This is a genomic window from Candidatus Neomarinimicrobiota bacterium, from assembly GCA_036476315.1.
Taxonomy (GTDB): Bacteria; Fidelibacterota; Marinisomatia; order Marinisomatales; family S15-B10; genus JAZGBI01.
Genome location: JAZGBI010000100.1, coordinates 1 through 16,246, shown reverse-complemented (window position 1 = coordinate 16,246; position 16,246 = coordinate 1). Strand labels below are relative to the sequence as shown.

The window sequence follows — 16,246 nt, the reverse complement described above, 5'->3', positions numbered from 1 at the left end:
TGGCCCCGTACACCCGAACCAGAAAAGTCCTGTCACAATGATTAATAGAAGGGAGGCAGAGACCGTTCTTGACCGGTCCATCATTACTCCTTTCAATCCCTGAAAAAAAACAGTCCCTGAATTGGCTTTCAGGGACTGCAGTTGTCTTAATGGTAGCGGGCGAAGTGTGGAGCCAGCCCGGCTAGAATGAGAGCTGAAGTGCAACGCGGTTTACGTTGTCGAATACGCCAAATTGCGTATAGGCATAGTCAATATGGAGCCCCAGGTTTCCGAAGCCCCTCTGTACTCCTACACCAAAATTTATACCTTGCTCATCCGTTGGGAAAGCGTACCCTCCTCGGACAGCCAGGGTATTCATGAATAAGTATTCCCCTCCCACCCTGATCATCTCATCAAAGTCCCGGGGACGTTCAGTATCGATGGAAAGTAGAAACGAATGCATGTCCCGATCCATGCCGGTAAAGTCAATCAAGTCCATACCTATACCTATTCGGAAAGAGAGCGGCAATTCAAAAGTCTCCTCGGCATAGGTGAGATCCCGCGAGAAGTTCCGGGCACTCATGGCAAAATTCAGGCTCCGGAACCCCGTATGATAGAGAACACCGAAATCGAACGCCACAGTACTCTGGATGTTGTCTTCTCTCTCCAGATTATCATTATCATCAAAACGCATCACACTCTTCCCAAGATCCTCCTTCACGTACTTTACGTTACCGCCCACTGAGAATTGATCCGTGAGTGCATGAGCGTACCCCACGCCTATGGCAAGCGCGGAGGGGCTAAACGTTCCAACATCTTCGTACCCGGCTTCAACGTCGGACCGTATTGTTTCCGTAATATCACCATAGTCCACAGAAAGAAGCGAGAGCCCGAAAACGCCATAGAGTCCACCGCTGGGCCGAAAGGTCACGCCGGCAGCGTTGTAATTGATATCCGCGATCCACTGGGTCATCCCTAATACCACACCCACGGTGCTGTTCAACCGTGCCATGCTGGCAGGGTTGTAGAACATGGATGCGGCCGATCCCTGATCGTCTGCCGTCATCGCGTTGCCCAGGGCGGCTGCACGAGCATCGACGGAGAAACTCAAGAACTTCATGCCGGTCTGAGCCCGCTTCTCTTGTTCGTCCTCCTGGCTGAACGCGCTGGATACCATGAGTCCAACGATGACCAAGGTTAACGTGAACATGGTGGGAAGACTGAATTTCTTCATAATGTCACCTTTACTTTATTGGGTCACTATTAAGTGAAAAATTGTCCCGGCGTACTCATCTCAACGAATGACAACGAATTTCTTGATTGCTGTCTTGCCAGTATCTTTATCCTCAATGACTGCGATGTAGACACCGCTGGCGATCACCTGCCTCGAGGACGTCGTGTGATCCCAGAATTCATCCCCGCTACCGTCCGTGTGTTCAATCGTCTCAATCAGTTCACCCAGCTGGGAGTAGATCGAGATCGTGCACTGCCCGGGGATGTCGAGAAAGCCGAGTTTGTCCTGCTTATCCGGCCATCGAATGTCCTCATCTGACCCCAGGTTGAATGGGTTTGGCACGATGTGGATATCCGACAGCGCTCCGGCTTCGCGCTTCAGATTGGCTGGCAGGTACGTTTGCGTGTAGTACCGGCCACTCTTCAAGGCAACCCCGGTGGGAGTCAGGCCCGTATCATCATCATTGGTCTCTCCTATTGCTTGGATGTAATAATAGTAGTTGATACCCCGAACCACCTCAGTATCACTGTACGAGTCTGCAGCGGCACCCAAAGTTGCAACCTGTTCATAACTATTGTCATCCGTGTACCGCTTTGCAACGCGCCAGATCTCGAAGCCGGTTACGGTCGGTCCCGAGCCAAACATTTCCCATGCCAACGTGATCGCGTCCGTTCCGGAGGTAACCGTGAAGGACTTAGGTGGAAAGGGTGGAGAGGGAATGTCGAAGTCAGCTTCGTAGTTGGCGATGGCCCGCTCAAACGTCTGGAAGAGTGAGTCCCTGGCTGTCATAGCCCATTCATTCTTAGTCATTTCGACACCGCTCCCTTCGGGCCATTCGATGAGCGCAGTATCGTCAGCGCCTGATTGCTTATAGGCCTGCCCTATGTCCAGCTTGGCTTCTTTGCTAAGACCAGCTGCCGCTTCGGCCACCATGAGGTTAATACTCTCATCATGTGCCAGGGTATACGGGCCGTACCCTTCGATAATCCCCCAACCACCTTCATCGGATACCCCCTGGAAAGAGGAAGGGTTGTTCGTGGGCGTGGTAAAATTCTCTCCCAGAGTATAGCCCCCATCATCATCCGGTTCTATCTGGTTGGCATGATGCGGCCATAGGCGGCCGTCAGGTTCCCCGCCCAGCGGGTCCGTCTGGGAAAAACTGGCTGACTTGACCCCTGTCATCCAGTCGTACTGCCGAATCATCAAATTTTCGTCGAATTCGTCATCCACTAAATCCGGATCGTCGCTGCCTATGACACCCATCGTCGAAGGTTGACCGGGATCATCACTGCGGTCCGTCACCGATTTATCCGCATGGATCGTGACCCGGCCCACCATCTGCGCAGCAGCCAGCCGCCCAAGAGTGTCATCCGCTGCCGACCAGTCAGTCGAATTCCATTGTGGGCCGCCCAATGTGTTGAAAGCTGTTTGATCAGGATTAAGACCCGCCCAGACGAACTGGGCCCTGAAATCCACATCGTAGTCCTCATGGCCATCGCCCACGGCATCGTTCATCGTAAACTTGCCCCATGGAGCACCGCCGCCCCTCGTCCAACTCGAACCGGCATGGATGGCATAGCGAGAAATGAACATGACGTAGAATCCATTCAGGGTTTGCTCGACCTCAATGGACTGATCACTATCCACGATGCCTGTGTTGGTGAACTTGTATTCGATGATATGATAGTTGTCGTGAAATTCCTGGCTGAAGGCACTGATCGTCTGCTCCATATCAACCCCTAGCCGGTTCGTATTCATGTTGACTATAGTTCGATCAGGCTTCATCGTCGCATCGACATTGTCAACGAAGACATACCTTCGGAAGGACCTGGCGCCATCCACGGTTACCTCAGGCGCCTCGAAACGACTGTTCACCTCTATACTCTTTGGAAAGAATTGGACCTCTCCACCTGAACGAGGCCCCACATGGGCAACCTTTACGGGATAAGTTCTACCGTCCTCGTCCGTGAAGTTGGTGGCAGCTACCCAAAGCCCACCAGCCCTCGTATTGCCCGGTTCCAAGTCAATGGCGGGCCATTGGACGGGCGCGTTGGTCACGCCAGGGGGTTCCTCCTCCCTCACAGCGCCTGCTTCGGAGTAAGGCGATGACATGGAACCCACATTCATCCATTTAAACGAGAACTGAGCCTGCAACCTGTCCACACCCCCGAACATAAGAAGTACTACGAAAAGGGCAGAGAGGGCTCGACCGTGGACCTGCCGAGTGGCAGGATGAAAGAAGTGATGATCGGTCACATTCATGCTTTTGCTCCTTTTTTGAAAGTTAGTACATAATGCTAATGGCTATTTACCAGCGTCAATTTCAGAACGAAACCCTGATTCCGAAGAGGATTTTCCGCGGATTGAGGAAAGTCCGGTAGGTCTCATTCGGCATATCGATGTACGCCTTGTCATCGAGTACTTGATCCACGAAGCTGGAGCTCGCAGTCTCCCAGGTATCCGTATTCTTATTGTACTCGTAATAGGTACCTTCCCCTGTTTTATCTCCTTCCACCCAGCCGAGCACCCTGCGGTCTGGCTCTAAATAGTCAAAAGTGGGGAGATTATCCTTGTCCGCGGTGATCTCGATAGGCACAAAGGCTACCCCCGCATTGCGGTAGTCGCCGGGCCGGTCATCACCATCGATGAAGATATAGGGCACGTTATCTATGTCTTCAAACACATCCTTCGAAAGATGGAGCGATTCCATATATTGGCTGTAGTCCAGGAGCTCGTCATCCAGGCCTTCAAACGGCTGCCGGTTGTCTGGATGAAAATACATGTACTTGAGATTGAAGACATTGGCTACGTCGACGAAGAACTGGGTCCGACCCAAACCGAGGTCGAAATTCTTGCTGAACCGGAGATCGACGGACATAAAATCCCTCATCCGGACATTATCACGTAGGCCGGGGGGAACACCACCTCTGCCGCCCCAGGTGAAAACATCGCCAGCTCGCCAACTGGACAGAACATTCAAATGCCAGTCGCCCAGGAGATGTGTCCCGATCAATCTGGGTCCGAAGGTCGCCGGCAAGATAAACTCCAGGTCAGCGCGGGCGAAAGGTTGTGCAATCGGTTTCTGCTGGTAATGCTCCTCGGTAGTCCTTTCATAGTCCAGCTGCGTGACGTCGTTTTCAAACTGTGCCAGCAAGCCAAAATTACCTTCCTTTTCAACCATGTAAGTGTAATTAACGAACCCGCGGAACCACCGACCCCTGATTTTGTTGAGCGTGATTTCCAGACCCCTGACATCCCCATAATGCCTGGGCTGACTCACAACATAGTGCACTTCCCCATCAATGCTTTGGCGATAGACATCTTCGGGCAGATTGCTGCGATCATTGTAGTACCCCGACAATCTCAGCAGGTACTGGTCGAGAAGGTTCTGCTCGTAGCCCAGCTCATAAGACACGGTTTTCTTGAGCGGGTGATTGGGATTGCCGATGTTACCAATATTCCCCTGCCACTGGGTGGAAATCTGGAACTGTTCCCGCTGCACCAAGATATCACGGAAGTGCCCGTAATTAAAGAACAACTTGCTGTTGACCGTAATGGGGAAAGAGACACCGATGCGGGGACTCAACGCGGTTTGCTTGTCCGTATCTTCCTTCTCCAGCTCATCATCCCTGGTATCCCGTCCTTTGGAATTGAAGACCCGTTCAAAAGCATCATATTTCCACCAATCCTTGCCAGGATTGTAGTAGTCCAGACGCAGTCCCACATTGGCGATCATGCCTTTGAATTCCAGCTTATCCTGTACGTAGAGAGCAAACTGGGTGGTGTTCCTCTCCCAACGCTGCTTCGACCGATCAATATGGACAATGACTGAGTCATCCGATCCGTAATTCATATCGAAGTCGTAAAGGATCAACTCCAAGCCGGACTGAAGCTCGTTGAAGCTGTTGATTTGGTTGGTGAGATCGAACTTGATTGTCGTAACCGCCACAACGGATGTGTCACGGGCGCGGGCCCAGTGACCACCCAGGCGTAAGGCGCTCCCCGGATTGCTCGTCCCGCTGGAGGTCCAGCCGAACGGCGCCGAATCGAGGTAGTAAAAACTGTCGGGAATCGCAACGCCTGAACTATCATAGATCTGAAAAGATTTGAGAGCATTTCCATTGTCTTCGCCGACCGACTCCAGTTCATCCCGCCGGGAGTCCGGATGGGAATCGTAGTTGGATACCATACGGTTCAACCTGATCTGATAGAATGTCCTTGAGTTCAGAGCATGGGTGAACGATGCCCCGAACTGTGCGCGCGTAACATCGGTAATGGCGTACCGGTCAGTGCCAAAAATCGTGCTCCTGGCCACATGACCGCCAGGCTCACTATACATATTGTTGCCAGCTTCTTCTTCCCCGATCTGGCCCCCCAGGCTCCAGGGATACGAGGGAATGCCACCCTCCTGGGGCAGCTCATTTTCTACGGTGGCAAAGGCCGCATGGGCCGTGCCGCTCTCCTCCCCCCGAAGGGCTGAAAGTGTAAGCTTCATGCTGGGTCCGAGATCAGCGAGCAACTTGAGTTGGGCAGTGTTAGTCGTTGCCACCTTGCGTGCCTGTGGAAAGAGGTAAGGATCCTGGGTCTGTCGATAGGATGCCAGGAAACGGAGCCCCCCAAGCGATCCGCCAAGTCCTGGAACTAACGGGCCACCGAGTGTCGCATCAATATCATATTCGGGTTCTTCAATCTCGACGCTCTTCCGGGTGTGCCACGCAAATACCTCTTGGAGCTGCTCGGCTGTCAGGGGACTGCCCTCAGCGAAGGAGGTCCATCCGTCAAATTTAGGATATTGCCGCTGGGTATACGTATCCCAGGGACCGTTTTCCGTTCCCACTAGCATCACATCAGGGTCGGTGTATGGGCGCCAGTAGTAAGCATTGTCGTCCTTTGCCGTGCCCCCAAAACTCATCGGCTGGGCTGGAGTGTAGCGCAAGAGTACATCTGCGATATAGCGGTTACGCGGTGGGTCTTTTGTGACCACGTTAATCAGCCCGGATTGTACATTACCGTACTCGGCGCTGAATCCGCCTGTCTGGATCTGTACCTCATCAATAGCGGTATAACTGACGTTGGAAAAGGGACGATTACTCCGGGCATCACGCATAGACGCTCCATCGACAACGAAGGCCAGGTTATCGGTCCCGGCGCCTCGGATTCTCATACCCGGCTCAATACCAGCCTGAAGATTGATGAACTCTGTGATGCCCGCTATAGGAACAAACTCAATATCTTCTGCACTCACATTGGCTATGTTTGCTGAGATATCGGGCTGCACGATCGGCCGCTCTGCCACAACCGTAACCTCTTCCCCAGCTACCGCCTCCACCTGCAGACCGTAATCAACCGTCGTGGTTAGATTAAGATTGACCTTCACGCCTTCAACTGTCGTCTGGGCGTAGCCTATGTAGGAGGCTCGCAAGGAGTAGGTACCGGGAGGGACATTGAGAATTGTGTAGTTTCCGTCAGCATCAGTTGCCGCACCCAGAACAGTACCAACAACAACGACATCGACACCGGCAAGTGGCTCTCCGGTTTCGGCGACGAGCACGCGCCCAGCGAGCTTGCCTGTTGTCACTCCCCACAAGCTACCCGAAACTAAGACCAAAACGGTCAAAACAATCCCAACCGCGCGAGTTGTCAAACTGAAGCTCCTAAATCTTTTCATTGTCTGTTGCCTCCGATGTATGCCTGATAATGTGTCATTATTCGTTCAAATCTTGGTTTTCAATTAATAAAGAAAAAGGTGCCCCCAACAAATGGGGCCACCTTTTTAAGTCAACATACATGCCGACTAGAGCCAAACCAGTAGACATTATGTTTTACTGGAAAGTCCATTAAGTATTTGGCCACTGATACACTAGCTTCATCCCAACCTTAACGCGACAATTTTGACTATTTCTCACCCCAATGTCAAGAAGATTTTGTTGGTTCAAAAAGCCAATCCAAATCCGAATTCGAACAGAGGATCATAATCTTCGTCACCTATATTGATGGGGATTTGTGACATCGTTCGCGGCCACGAAATGGACAGCTTGCCCGTAGGATCGTAGTCACCAAATAAGACATCGGCTACCCCTTGACCCTCCGTTCCCGGTAGCCAGGCTGCAATAAGAGCTTCCCAGTTATCCAACTCCGCTTCAATGATTAACGGTCTGCCGGAAATGATGATGACAACAACGGGAATTCCCGCACCTTTAACCCTCTCTATAGCATCAATGTCTCTCTGATCCAGAGAGAGATCTTCTCTGTCACCTTCCCCTTCCGCATAAGGAGTTTCGCCGATAACGACGACACCTGCATCGGCCCCTTCCGCCCCGCTCCCATCTTCAGAAAATGTGACCGTAGTTGTTGCTGAGACGATTTGTTGAATGCCTTCAATGACCGTCGTCCCTTCCGTAATTCGACCGCTATCTCCCTGCCAGGAAATGGTCCACCCGCCGCATTGATGTCCCAGATCATTCGCATTCTTTCCGGCAACATGTATTCGGTTTAGATCTTTGGACAAGGGTAACAAACCGTCATCATTTTTCAGTAAGACAATGGATTCCCGAACGCTTTCCCGGGCCAGCGCGCGGTGTTCGTCACTCCCAACCGAACCAAGAAGAGAACTATCCGAGAAGGGAGCTTCAAACAGTCCCATCTTGAATTTCAGACGCAAAATTCGCCTGACCGCATCATCCACCCGATCCGTCGGTATGGACCCCTCTGCAACGGCTTCCTTCAACAACTTTATGAAATCCACATACGATTGACCACCCCATTTGACGGCACCCGGAACCATCACCATATCAATTCCAGCATTAATGGAAGTAACGATATTCGACTTGTAGTCACCTTCCAGCTGATCAATTCCTTCCCAATCGGATACAACAAACCCCTCGAATCCAAGTTCGCCTTTCAGCAGGTCAGTTAACAGGTACCTACTTCCATGACATCTTTCGCCATTCCAGCTATTGAACGATGCCATGATGGAACCAACGCCTGCTTCTATCGCCGCCACATACCCCGGCAGATGTATCCTTCTGAGCTCTTCCTCGGAGATTTGCGCATCGCCACGATCCGACTTACCATCCATTCCTGTTCCCCACGTCGTTCCACCATCACCAACGAAGTGTTTTGCGCAGGCCAGAATGGTCGAGGGGTTGTCCAACTGGTCCGATTGAAGACCCAAGACGGCTGCTTCGGCAAGGCGGGATACGATTTGAGGTTCCTCGGCAAAACCTTCATATGTTCTCCCCCACCGTTCATCCCGCGGCACAGCAATACAGGGACCGAATGTCCAGTCGACTCCGGTCGCCGCCACTTCCAAAGCCGTCGCTCTGGCCACTCTCCTGACCAGATCCGGATTGTTTGCGCACCCGAGACCGATATTGTGAGGAAAAATAGTTGCACCTCGGACGTTGTTATTACCGTGAACCGCATCTATTCCGTAAATAAGGGGAATTCCCAAGCGGGTTGAAAGGGCAGCACCCTGGAATCGATCGTACATTTCTGCCCAAGCCGCTGGCTCATTGACCTCCGGAGTTGAGCCTCCACCGCTGAGTAGAGAGCCTAGGAAATAGATTCCGATATCCTCCTCGTCGTTGAGAAATTGTCGGCCCACCTGTGTCATCTGGCCCACTTTTTCGTCCAAGGTCATTCGACTCAGCAGATCGTCAATTCGTTCATCAGCCGGCCTGCTGGCGTCTCCATAAAGGGCTTCATCCAGATCCTCAAAATCTGGCGATACCTGAGGTGGCTTTTCTGCACAATTTGGAAGAGTGAGAAGCAACAGAAAGGCCACCAGTGAGAGGCGATAACTCAAAGTCTTTGAATATTTCCTCCTGATCATCTCCTTACTCCTTTCTTAATTCAGCTTGAGTTCTCGAGTCTTCATGTGTTCAGGTGTTCGACTGTTCATGTGTTTGAGTGTTCTGCAACTTGTCTCCTTAATACTTAAACACCTCATCCTTGGTGTTCTTGGTGGCGAATTATTCAGGTTGGATTCCCGGTACCCAGGAAATCTCCCATCTGCACGATATTATCGATAGCGTCTTTCCTTGTCCATCTGTTTTTTCAATTTGCATGACCTCTTTGCAGACATGGTTTACACTCCCCGCCCGCAGGCGGACGCCGTCTTCGATAGTCGCAATGGGCAGATTCTCAACTTCTTTGGCGTCCAAGTTTGTCAGGTGTGCAGCAACATCCATCTGTACGACCGGCTGAGCCGTTGTAATCGTCACTTCTTGCCCCTCCAACACCTCCAGCTTCAAATTGAAATTAATGGTTGTTGTTAGATAAATATTGACCTTTACGTCCTCTACAATGGTCCGTGTGTATCCTACGAATGTAATCTGTATATCGTAGCTACCAGGCGGCACACGGGTGATCCTGTAGTATCCTTCTTGGTCTGTCGTTGTGCCCAGGTCAGTTCCCACGAGTAAGACGTTAGCTCCTGGAAGAGGCTTTCTGGTAGCTGCGCTCGTGAGCTGGCCTGTGATCTTACCCATCTGCACCAGTGCTGGTGTTGTGGGCAAAACAAAAGCGAACACAAGAAACAGTATTCCGAATTCTACAACCACGCCAGTTTTTGCATTTCTTATCACTCAGACTAAACCTCGCAAAATAGACAGTGTCACCACATTCAGATTTAGCATAAAATCTACACCAGCTTATCCCGGTTTTGGTAGATCTTCAAAATGGCGGTCGCAATATCATCCATGTCGCGCTTGTTGCCAAGTAACATGTTTTGCTCGAAGCAGACAGCCTCCTGACAGAGCTGGTCATTCCCAGGCAGATGGTTCTCTTTTCGAAAGCGCCGGAGCCTTTCCTCTGAGAACAACCTTTTATACCCTCTCGAGTTCAATGCCTCCTGGATTAATCCGTATTTGTTTTGCGGTCCATAGCCGCCCCAGCAGGGGATGCCCTCGGCGTTCAGGGCTTCCAGGAATTTCTTTCTCGGCGCGTTGTTGAAAAACTCCTTCTTGTACCGGAACGGGTAATAATGATAGGCTGAGCGGGTAGCGCCATCTGCCAGTTTGTAAGGAATGATGCCAGGTATTTCCTCGATTTTCGAGTTCACATAGAGGGCGTTTTCGAGACGAAGGTCAGCATCCTTTTGGATACGTTTCATCTGTGACATGAGCATAACAGCCTGGAACTGTTGCATCCGGCGGTTACTCCCGCGCGTTGGGTATGGCGTGGTGGCCTTGACACTGCCAAAAGGCCGGCCGCAGTTGTGGAATGAATGACAGCGGTCCATAATCTCGCCATCATCGCCGACTATGGCCCCTCCTTCCCCTGTAGGGAGGTGTTTGGAATTTTGGAAACTGAAGCAGCCGAGATCACCAAGCGTACCCACCTTCTTGTTTCGATACTCTGCAAGCCAGGCCTGGCAGGCATCTTCGATTACTCTTAGGTTGTGTTTTCTGGCGATTTCGTTTACCCGGTCCATGTTGACAGGTAGACCATAAATGTGTACCGGGAGGATGGCGGTAGTGCGGTCGTTGATTCGCTCCTCAATTTTGTCTGCGTCCATGGTAAATGTTTCCGGATCGGTATCCACAAATACCGGCAGGGCTTTAGAGAGGAGGATGACGTTGTAACTGGCAATGAACGTATAGGGTGAAACCAACACCTCATCGCCGGCATCCACGCCAAGCACGTGCAGCGCCACAAGAAGGGCTGTCGTCCCACTGGCAGTTGTCAGACAACGTTTCGCACCCAAAAGTTCGGCATATTGCTTTTCAAATTCGACCACGTGGCCACCACTGCCTCGCCACCACTTACCGCTGCGCAACACGTCGATAATGTCGTTTTCTGCCTTCCGGTCCCAAATCGGCCATTTCGGCCAACGTTCAGTGCGAACTGGCTTGCCGCCGAGTATAGCAAGTTTGCTGTTGTCTTTCCCTGTTATGAAGATGGATTTGAATGGCCAATTTGTAATAGTTGCAAGTGCTCCCAGAGACGTGGTCGCGAGAACCTGGCGTCTAGTGAACGTTCTTTTTCCCATGACAGCTCCTCTTTATCAAAATTGTTAAGTGTTATATCGCATCGAAGTTTTCTTAATTCGGGTAAACATGACTGGGGTGCTCAAGTCTTTGGTATCACGTTAGCTCATCAGCGTGAAATCTATCCGGAAAATACAACAGCTATGGTAAATATTCCGTTAATTGCGTTCACAACATCATTCGTGGATGGTCAAGCTTTTGCAACCACCACCTGTTACTGCGACATCCGGCTTGAAACAATCCAATTGTCATTATGAAAGCTATATGTATGTAAATTCGAATGTGCGGGTGTCAGTTGGCCAGTATTCTCTTTCTAAGATAATTCTTATTATTCTTTTGCCAGCGGTGCTTTCCCATGCAAAAGACCAAGACAGCTTCTTTGTTTCCTCCAATCTGCCAATCGTCATTATTAATACATACGGACAAGATATCGTCGATGAAACTAGAATTGTCGCCCATATGGGCGTTATCGATAATGGACCGGGACAGAGAAACTACCTGACCGACTCCTATAACGACTATGACGGTCAGATCAACATTGAAATCCGTGGCTCCAGTGCACAGATGTTCCCAAAGAAACAATATGCTTTGGAAACACAGGATGAAAATGGCGACAATCTAAATGTATCACTACTGGGATTGCCTCCTGAAAATGACTGGATTTTGTATGCACCCTACAGCGATAAGTCTCTAATACGTAACGCTTTAACTTACGAAATCAGCCGCAGAATGGACCGGTACGCCAGTCGAAGTCTCTTCTGTGAATTGATGTTAAACGGTGACTATAGGGGCGTATATGTTCTGATGGAGAAAATCAAACGCGATTCAAATCGGGTGAATATCGCCAGACTTGAAACCGAAAATGTTGGGGGCAGCGAATTAACGGGAGGGTATATACTTAAGATCGATAAACTGGCCGGAGAAAACGTTGGCGGTTGGTATTCACCATATCATCCTTATCCTAATGCCTGGCAACGAATCTACTATCAGTATCACTACCCGAAGCCAGATGAAATCACACCAGAACAGGAACGCTATATTCAGGACTTTATCGGCCATTTCGAAAACACTATGGCCAGCGAGAACTACGCCGAACCACAGTCCGGATACGCAAACATAATCGACGTGAGTTCTTTTGTCGATTTCATTATCGTTAATGAGGTCACAAAGAACATCGATGGTTATCGATTGAGCACCTTCATGTATAAAGATAGGGACAGTCGAGGTGGAAAACTAACGATGGGGCCTGTCTGGGATTTCAATCTGGCTTTTGGTAATGCCAATTACTTTGAAGGGTCATCGACAGAAGGGTGGCAACTCGAGTTTAATCAACCCTATGATTTCTCACAAATCCCGTTCTGGTGGTCCCGCATCTGTCAGGATACAACCTTCATTAGTATCCTGAATTATCGGTGGCTGAATCTTAGACTTGATGTGCTCTCTGAGACCCGTCTCTTCAGCGTCATTGATTCAATGACAACGTATTTGTCGGAAGCAGAGAAAAGGAATTTTGACCGGTGGCCTGTTCTCGGTACTTATGTTTGGCCAAATGCTTTCATTGGTCAAACTTACGAGCACGAGGTTCACTATCTCAGGGATTGGATAACATCGCGATTGAAGTGGATGGACAATCACCTTCCCGATCATCTGATAGATATCCCTGACAGGAAACCTCCTGTGGCACATTCAGCACAGTTACTTCAGAATTATCCAAATCCGTTCAATCGAACGACCACCATCTATTATGAACTGCCTGAAGAATTGTATGTATCTGTTAAGATCTACGATCCATTGGGGAAAAGAGTGAGATCGTTAGTGAACCAGGTAGTACAGCCCGGTTACAGAAGAATCACTTGGGATGGTACAAATGATGATGGTATCTTTGTGAGTTCAGGTGTATATCTGTACACCTTACATGCCGGTGGTTTCATTCTTGGCCACAAGATGGTTTTCATAAAATGAGCCCCAGGCTAAGTTGTTCCTTATCAATAGACCAGGTCGAATCCGTATCAAAACAATGGATTATTACCTTCGTCGCCTGAATTGACGGGCATTTGTGACACAGCCCTTGGCCAGAAAAGGGAAAGAGTACCCGTAGGGCTACCATTTTCACTCCAAACAAGACGTGAATCACTCCCTGTCCGAAGCATGTAAAATGCGGAGGAGCATTACTCAATTAACCCATAGATCAAAGACCAAGGAGGGTGAGAGATGAATGTGAAAACTCGACTGGGTATCATGATGTTTCTCCAGTATGCCATCTGGGGTGCCTGGTACCCTGTGCTTTCAGAGTATTTGACCAACACACTCGGCTTCACCGGAATCCAGATAGGTGTCATCTATAGCCTTCTGCCTCTTGCCACCATCATTGCACCCTTTGTTGGCGGACAAATCGCGGACAGGTATTTCTCCTCACAGAAACTGATCGCTTTTCTCCAGCTTTCCGGAGGAGCAATGCTCATTTACGTGTCGACCATCTCTGACTACGTACTCATGACGTGGCTGATGCTTGTCTACTGTCTGACCTATGCGCCAACACTTGCCTTGACCAACTCAATAGCTTTCATAAATCTTGAACAGTCGGAGAAAGAATTCGGGCAGATACGAGTATGGGGAACCATCGGGTGGATAGTTTCCGGACTTGTATTATCTGGATGGAGAATCCTTTCATCTTCCACAGAGGCGATTGCCTTTCAGGGAGACACTCTGCTCCTGGCTGGAATCTTTTCGATCATTATGGGCCTTCAGTCTTTCACCTTACCGGACACTCCTCCAAAAAAAGAAGGGGCGAAACCCTGGGCATTTCTTGAAGCCCTCAAGATGTTGAAAAATAAGAATTTTGCAGTGTTCATAATCATTTCATTTGTGGTAGCCACCGAACTGATGTTCTATTACATTCTTACGGCTCCATTCTTGGCTTCAGAAAAAATAGGTCTTTCGAGTTCAAAGATTCCGGGTGTGATGGTGATTGCTCAAGTCGCCGAAATTCTCGTAATGGCAATTCTACTTCCCCGTTGGCTACCGAAGCTTGGCATCCGGAAAATACTGGTGATTGGTGTGTTAGCCTGGCCAGCTCGATACATCATTTTTGCCATCGGTTCTCCTCCCTGGCTGGTGATTGCGTCATTGTCCCTGCATGGTTTCTGCTTCGTTTTCTTCTTTGTAGCGGCATTTATCTATTCTGACACGGTGGCACCGAACGATATCCGGCATTCAGCCCAGAGTCTTATCACGCTGGTCACCTACGGAATCGGGAATTACGTCGGAAGCCTTTTCGCCGGTTGGATTAAAACATATTTTACCACAGAGATGGGGACAAACTGGACAGGAGTATTTCTTGTCCCCTGCGGAATTACGGTACTCTCCGCAGTCGCCTTTCTCCTGTTCTTCCGAGAAGAGCAAGTGGAAACGTAAGGAACGCATGTCTCCTACGGTATGTTGTGTAATGCATTCACTCAAAGCGTAATTGCGAGGTGCGTTATGGTAAAGAGAAGATTAGGTGTTGGGCTGATAGGCAGCGGTTTTGTTTCAAGGTTTCATATTCAATCTCTCATTGGCGTTCGCAATGTGGACGTTATGGGTATCGTTTCCAGGACGAAAAAGTCTGCTGAAGAGGCAGCGGCCCTCTCCAAGAAAGTCGATGTCGGAGATGCAAAGGTATACGGTTCCATCACCGATATGGTGGCAGACCCTGCCATCGACGCCCTCTGGATATGTTCTCCCAACTTCACCCGTGTTGAGGTGATGGAGGAAATTGTTCAAGCTGTGGAGCGAGGAAAGGGGGAATTAATTGGAGTTGCCTGTGAAAAGCCATTGGGCAGGAATGTGCCTGAGGCTCGTAAGATGCTTGAACTCGTGCAGAAGGCCAATCTCCTCGACGGGTACCTGGAAAACCAGGTATTTGCTCCTGCGGTCACCCGGGGTAAGGAAATCATCTGGTCTCGGGGCGCAAGCATCAGTGGTCCTCCCTATCTTTCCCGGGCTGCCGAGGAACACAGCGGTCCTCACATGCCGTGGTTCTGGGAGGGCGAACTTCAGGGCGGGGGTGTCTTAAACGACATGATGTGCCACTCCGTGGAGGAAGCGCGATTTATGTTGACGCCTCCCGGTGCCAACCGTGAGTTCCTGACACCTGTGCTGGTCAGTGCCTACACCACGTGCCTGAAATGGCAGCGCCCGGAATATGCAGAGATGCTTTCCGTCAAAAGCGGTGGAAAAACAGACTATCTCAAGAGTCCCGCCGAAGATTTTGCCCGTTCGCTCATCGAATACAAATCAGAAGACGGCGAAAAACTGGTCGTTGAAACGACCACGTCCTGGTGCTTCGTTGGGGCAGGTCTCCGGCTGTCTATGGAACTGCTCGGTCCGGAGTACTCCATGTCCATTAACACCCTCGACACCGGTCTGAAGGTCTTTTTTAGCCGCAAGGTAAAGGGAAGCGCGGGGGAAGACCTCGTCGAAAAACAGAATGCTGAAATAGGACTGATGCCCGTTGTCGGAAATGAAGCGGATGAATACGGATACACTGCAGAAAACCGCCACATGGTTCAATCATTTCTGGCAGGGAAAAGACCAGAGGAAAACTTCAGCGATGGTCTCAACGTCACAGAGCTGTTGATGACCGCCTACATGAGCGCAGAACTGGGAAAGATAATCCCATTTCCACCACCCGATCTAGACACGTTTGTCCCTGCCGTTGCAAAAGGGGAATGGAATCCCCAAGAATCAAGCAAATGAAAATTGCCATCCCGACCAGTCGGGACGGAATCTTTTACCTCTGGGAGTGATGGAGTGATTCAGAGGAACACAAACACATTCTTCTGTATGCTCAAACTGAGCGTACTGCTCTGCAGCATCTTCAGTGTGTCCATTGGCGCAGAAAAAAATTTTCTAAAGGAAAACTGGTTTCTGCAATCGTCCTATCTTGTAGAAGAGGATGTCGGGAAGATTTCTTCGTCGGGGTTCAAGCCCGTCAATTGGTACCCGTTAAGTATTCCTTCAACCGTTTTGACGGCGCTCGTGCGCAACAGTGTATATCCGG

10 protein-coding genes are annotated in these 16,246 nt (G+C 50.2%); 4 read left to right on the top strand and 6 right to left on the bottom strand.

Features of this window, described 5'->3' with window-relative positions:
- Nucleotides 1-181 precede the first annotated feature (181 nt).
- The 6 genes from V3U24_10770 to V3U24_10745 form a co-directional block, all read right to left on the bottom strand.
- Nucleotides 182-1,213, bottom strand: coding sequence for a PorV/PorQ family protein (locus V3U24_10770; GenBank protein MEE9167926.1), 1,032 nt, complete (start codon nt 1,211-1,213; stop codon nt 182-184).
- 60 nt (nt 1,214-1,273) lie between these two features.
- A complete protein-coding gene (locus tag V3U24_10765) occupies nt 1,274-3,475 on the bottom strand; it encodes a T9SS type A sorting domain-containing protein (GenBank protein ID MEE9167925.1) in 2,202 nt (733 codons plus the stop codon).
- Between the two features lie 61 nt (nt 3,476-3,536).
- Entirely contained in the window at nt 3,537-6,881 is a 3,345-nt protein-coding gene (locus tag V3U24_10760) for a TonB-dependent receptor (protein MEE9167924.1), read from the bottom strand.
- 264 nt (nt 6,882-7,145) lie between these two features.
- Nucleotides 7,146-9,047, bottom strand: coding sequence for a glycoside hydrolase family 3 N-terminal domain-containing protein (locus tag V3U24_10755; protein ID MEE9167923.1), 1,902 nt, complete (start codon nt 9,045-9,047; stop codon nt 7,146-7,148).
- Between the two features lie 139 nt (nt 9,048-9,186).
- Nucleotides 9,187-9,777, bottom strand: a complete 591-nt coding sequence (locus V3U24_10750) for a carboxypeptidase-like regulatory domain-containing protein (GenBank protein MEE9167922.1) — start codon at nt 9,775-9,777, stop codon at nt 9,187-9,189.
- Between the two features lie 80 nt (nt 9,778-9,857).
- Nucleotides 9,858-11,207: an aminotransferase class I/II-fold pyridoxal phosphate-dependent enzyme gene (locus V3U24_10745; protein ID MEE9167921.1), complete on the bottom strand. Its 1,350-nt coding sequence runs from the start codon at nt 11,205-11,207 to the stop codon at nt 9,858-9,860.
- A 262-nt stretch (nt 11,208-11,469) separates the two neighbouring features.
- On the opposite strand from V3U24_10745, the gene V3U24_10740 reads away from it, so the two are divergent.
- The 4 genes from V3U24_10740 to V3U24_10725 all read left to right on the top strand — a co-directional run.
- Nucleotides 11,470-13,167 (top strand): CotH kinase family protein, encoded by a 1,698-nt coding sequence (locus tag V3U24_10740; protein MEE9167920.1) that lies wholly within the window; start codon nt 11,470-11,472, stop codon nt 13,165-13,167.
- 249 nt (nt 13,168-13,416) lie between these two features.
- Complete coding sequence (locus tag V3U24_10735; protein ID MEE9167919.1) at nt 13,417-14,619, top strand: MFS transporter; 1,203 nt, start codon at nt 13,417-13,419, stop codon at nt 14,617-14,619.
- Between the two features lie 66 nt (nt 14,620-14,685).
- A complete protein-coding gene (locus V3U24_10730; GenBank protein ID MEE9167918.1) occupies nt 14,686-15,942 on the top strand; it encodes a Gfo/Idh/MocA family oxidoreductase in 1,257 nt (418 codons plus the stop codon).
- A gap of 54 nt (nt 15,943-15,996) precedes the next feature.
- Nucleotides 15,997-16,246: hypothetical protein (locus V3U24_10725; GenBank protein ID MEE9167917.1), on the top strand; the 250-nt coding region annotated here is incomplete at its 3' end.

Coding starts and splice junctions, on each gene's coding strand:
- V3U24_10740 (MEE9167920.1), top strand. CDS start 11,470: ATGTATGTAAATTCGAATGTGCGGGTGTCAGTTGGCCAGTATTCTCTT.
- V3U24_10735 (MEE9167919.1), top strand. CDS start 13,417: ATGAATGTGAAAACTCGACTGGGTATCATGATGTTTCTCCAGTATGCC.
- V3U24_10765 (MEE9167925.1), bottom strand. CDS start 3,475: ATGAATGTGACCGATCATCACTTCTTTCATCCTGCCACTCGGCAGGTC.
- V3U24_10745 (MEE9167921.1), bottom strand. CDS start 11,207: ATGGGAAAAAGAACGTTCACTAGACGCCAGGTTCTCGCGACCACGTCT.
- V3U24_10770 (MEE9167926.1), bottom strand. CDS start 1,213: ATGAAGAAATTCAGTCTTCCCACCATGTTCACGTTAACCTTGGTCATC.
- V3U24_10755 (MEE9167923.1), bottom strand. CDS start 9,047: ATGATCAGGAGGAAATATTCAAAGACTTTGAGTTATCGCCTCTCACTG.
- V3U24_10730 (MEE9167918.1), top strand. CDS start 14,686: ATGGTAAAGAGAAGATTAGGTGTTGGGCTGATAGGCAGCGGTTTTGTT.
- V3U24_10760 (MEE9167924.1), bottom strand. CDS start 6,881: ATGAAAAGATTTAGGAGCTTCAGTTTGACAACTCGCGCGGTTGGGATT.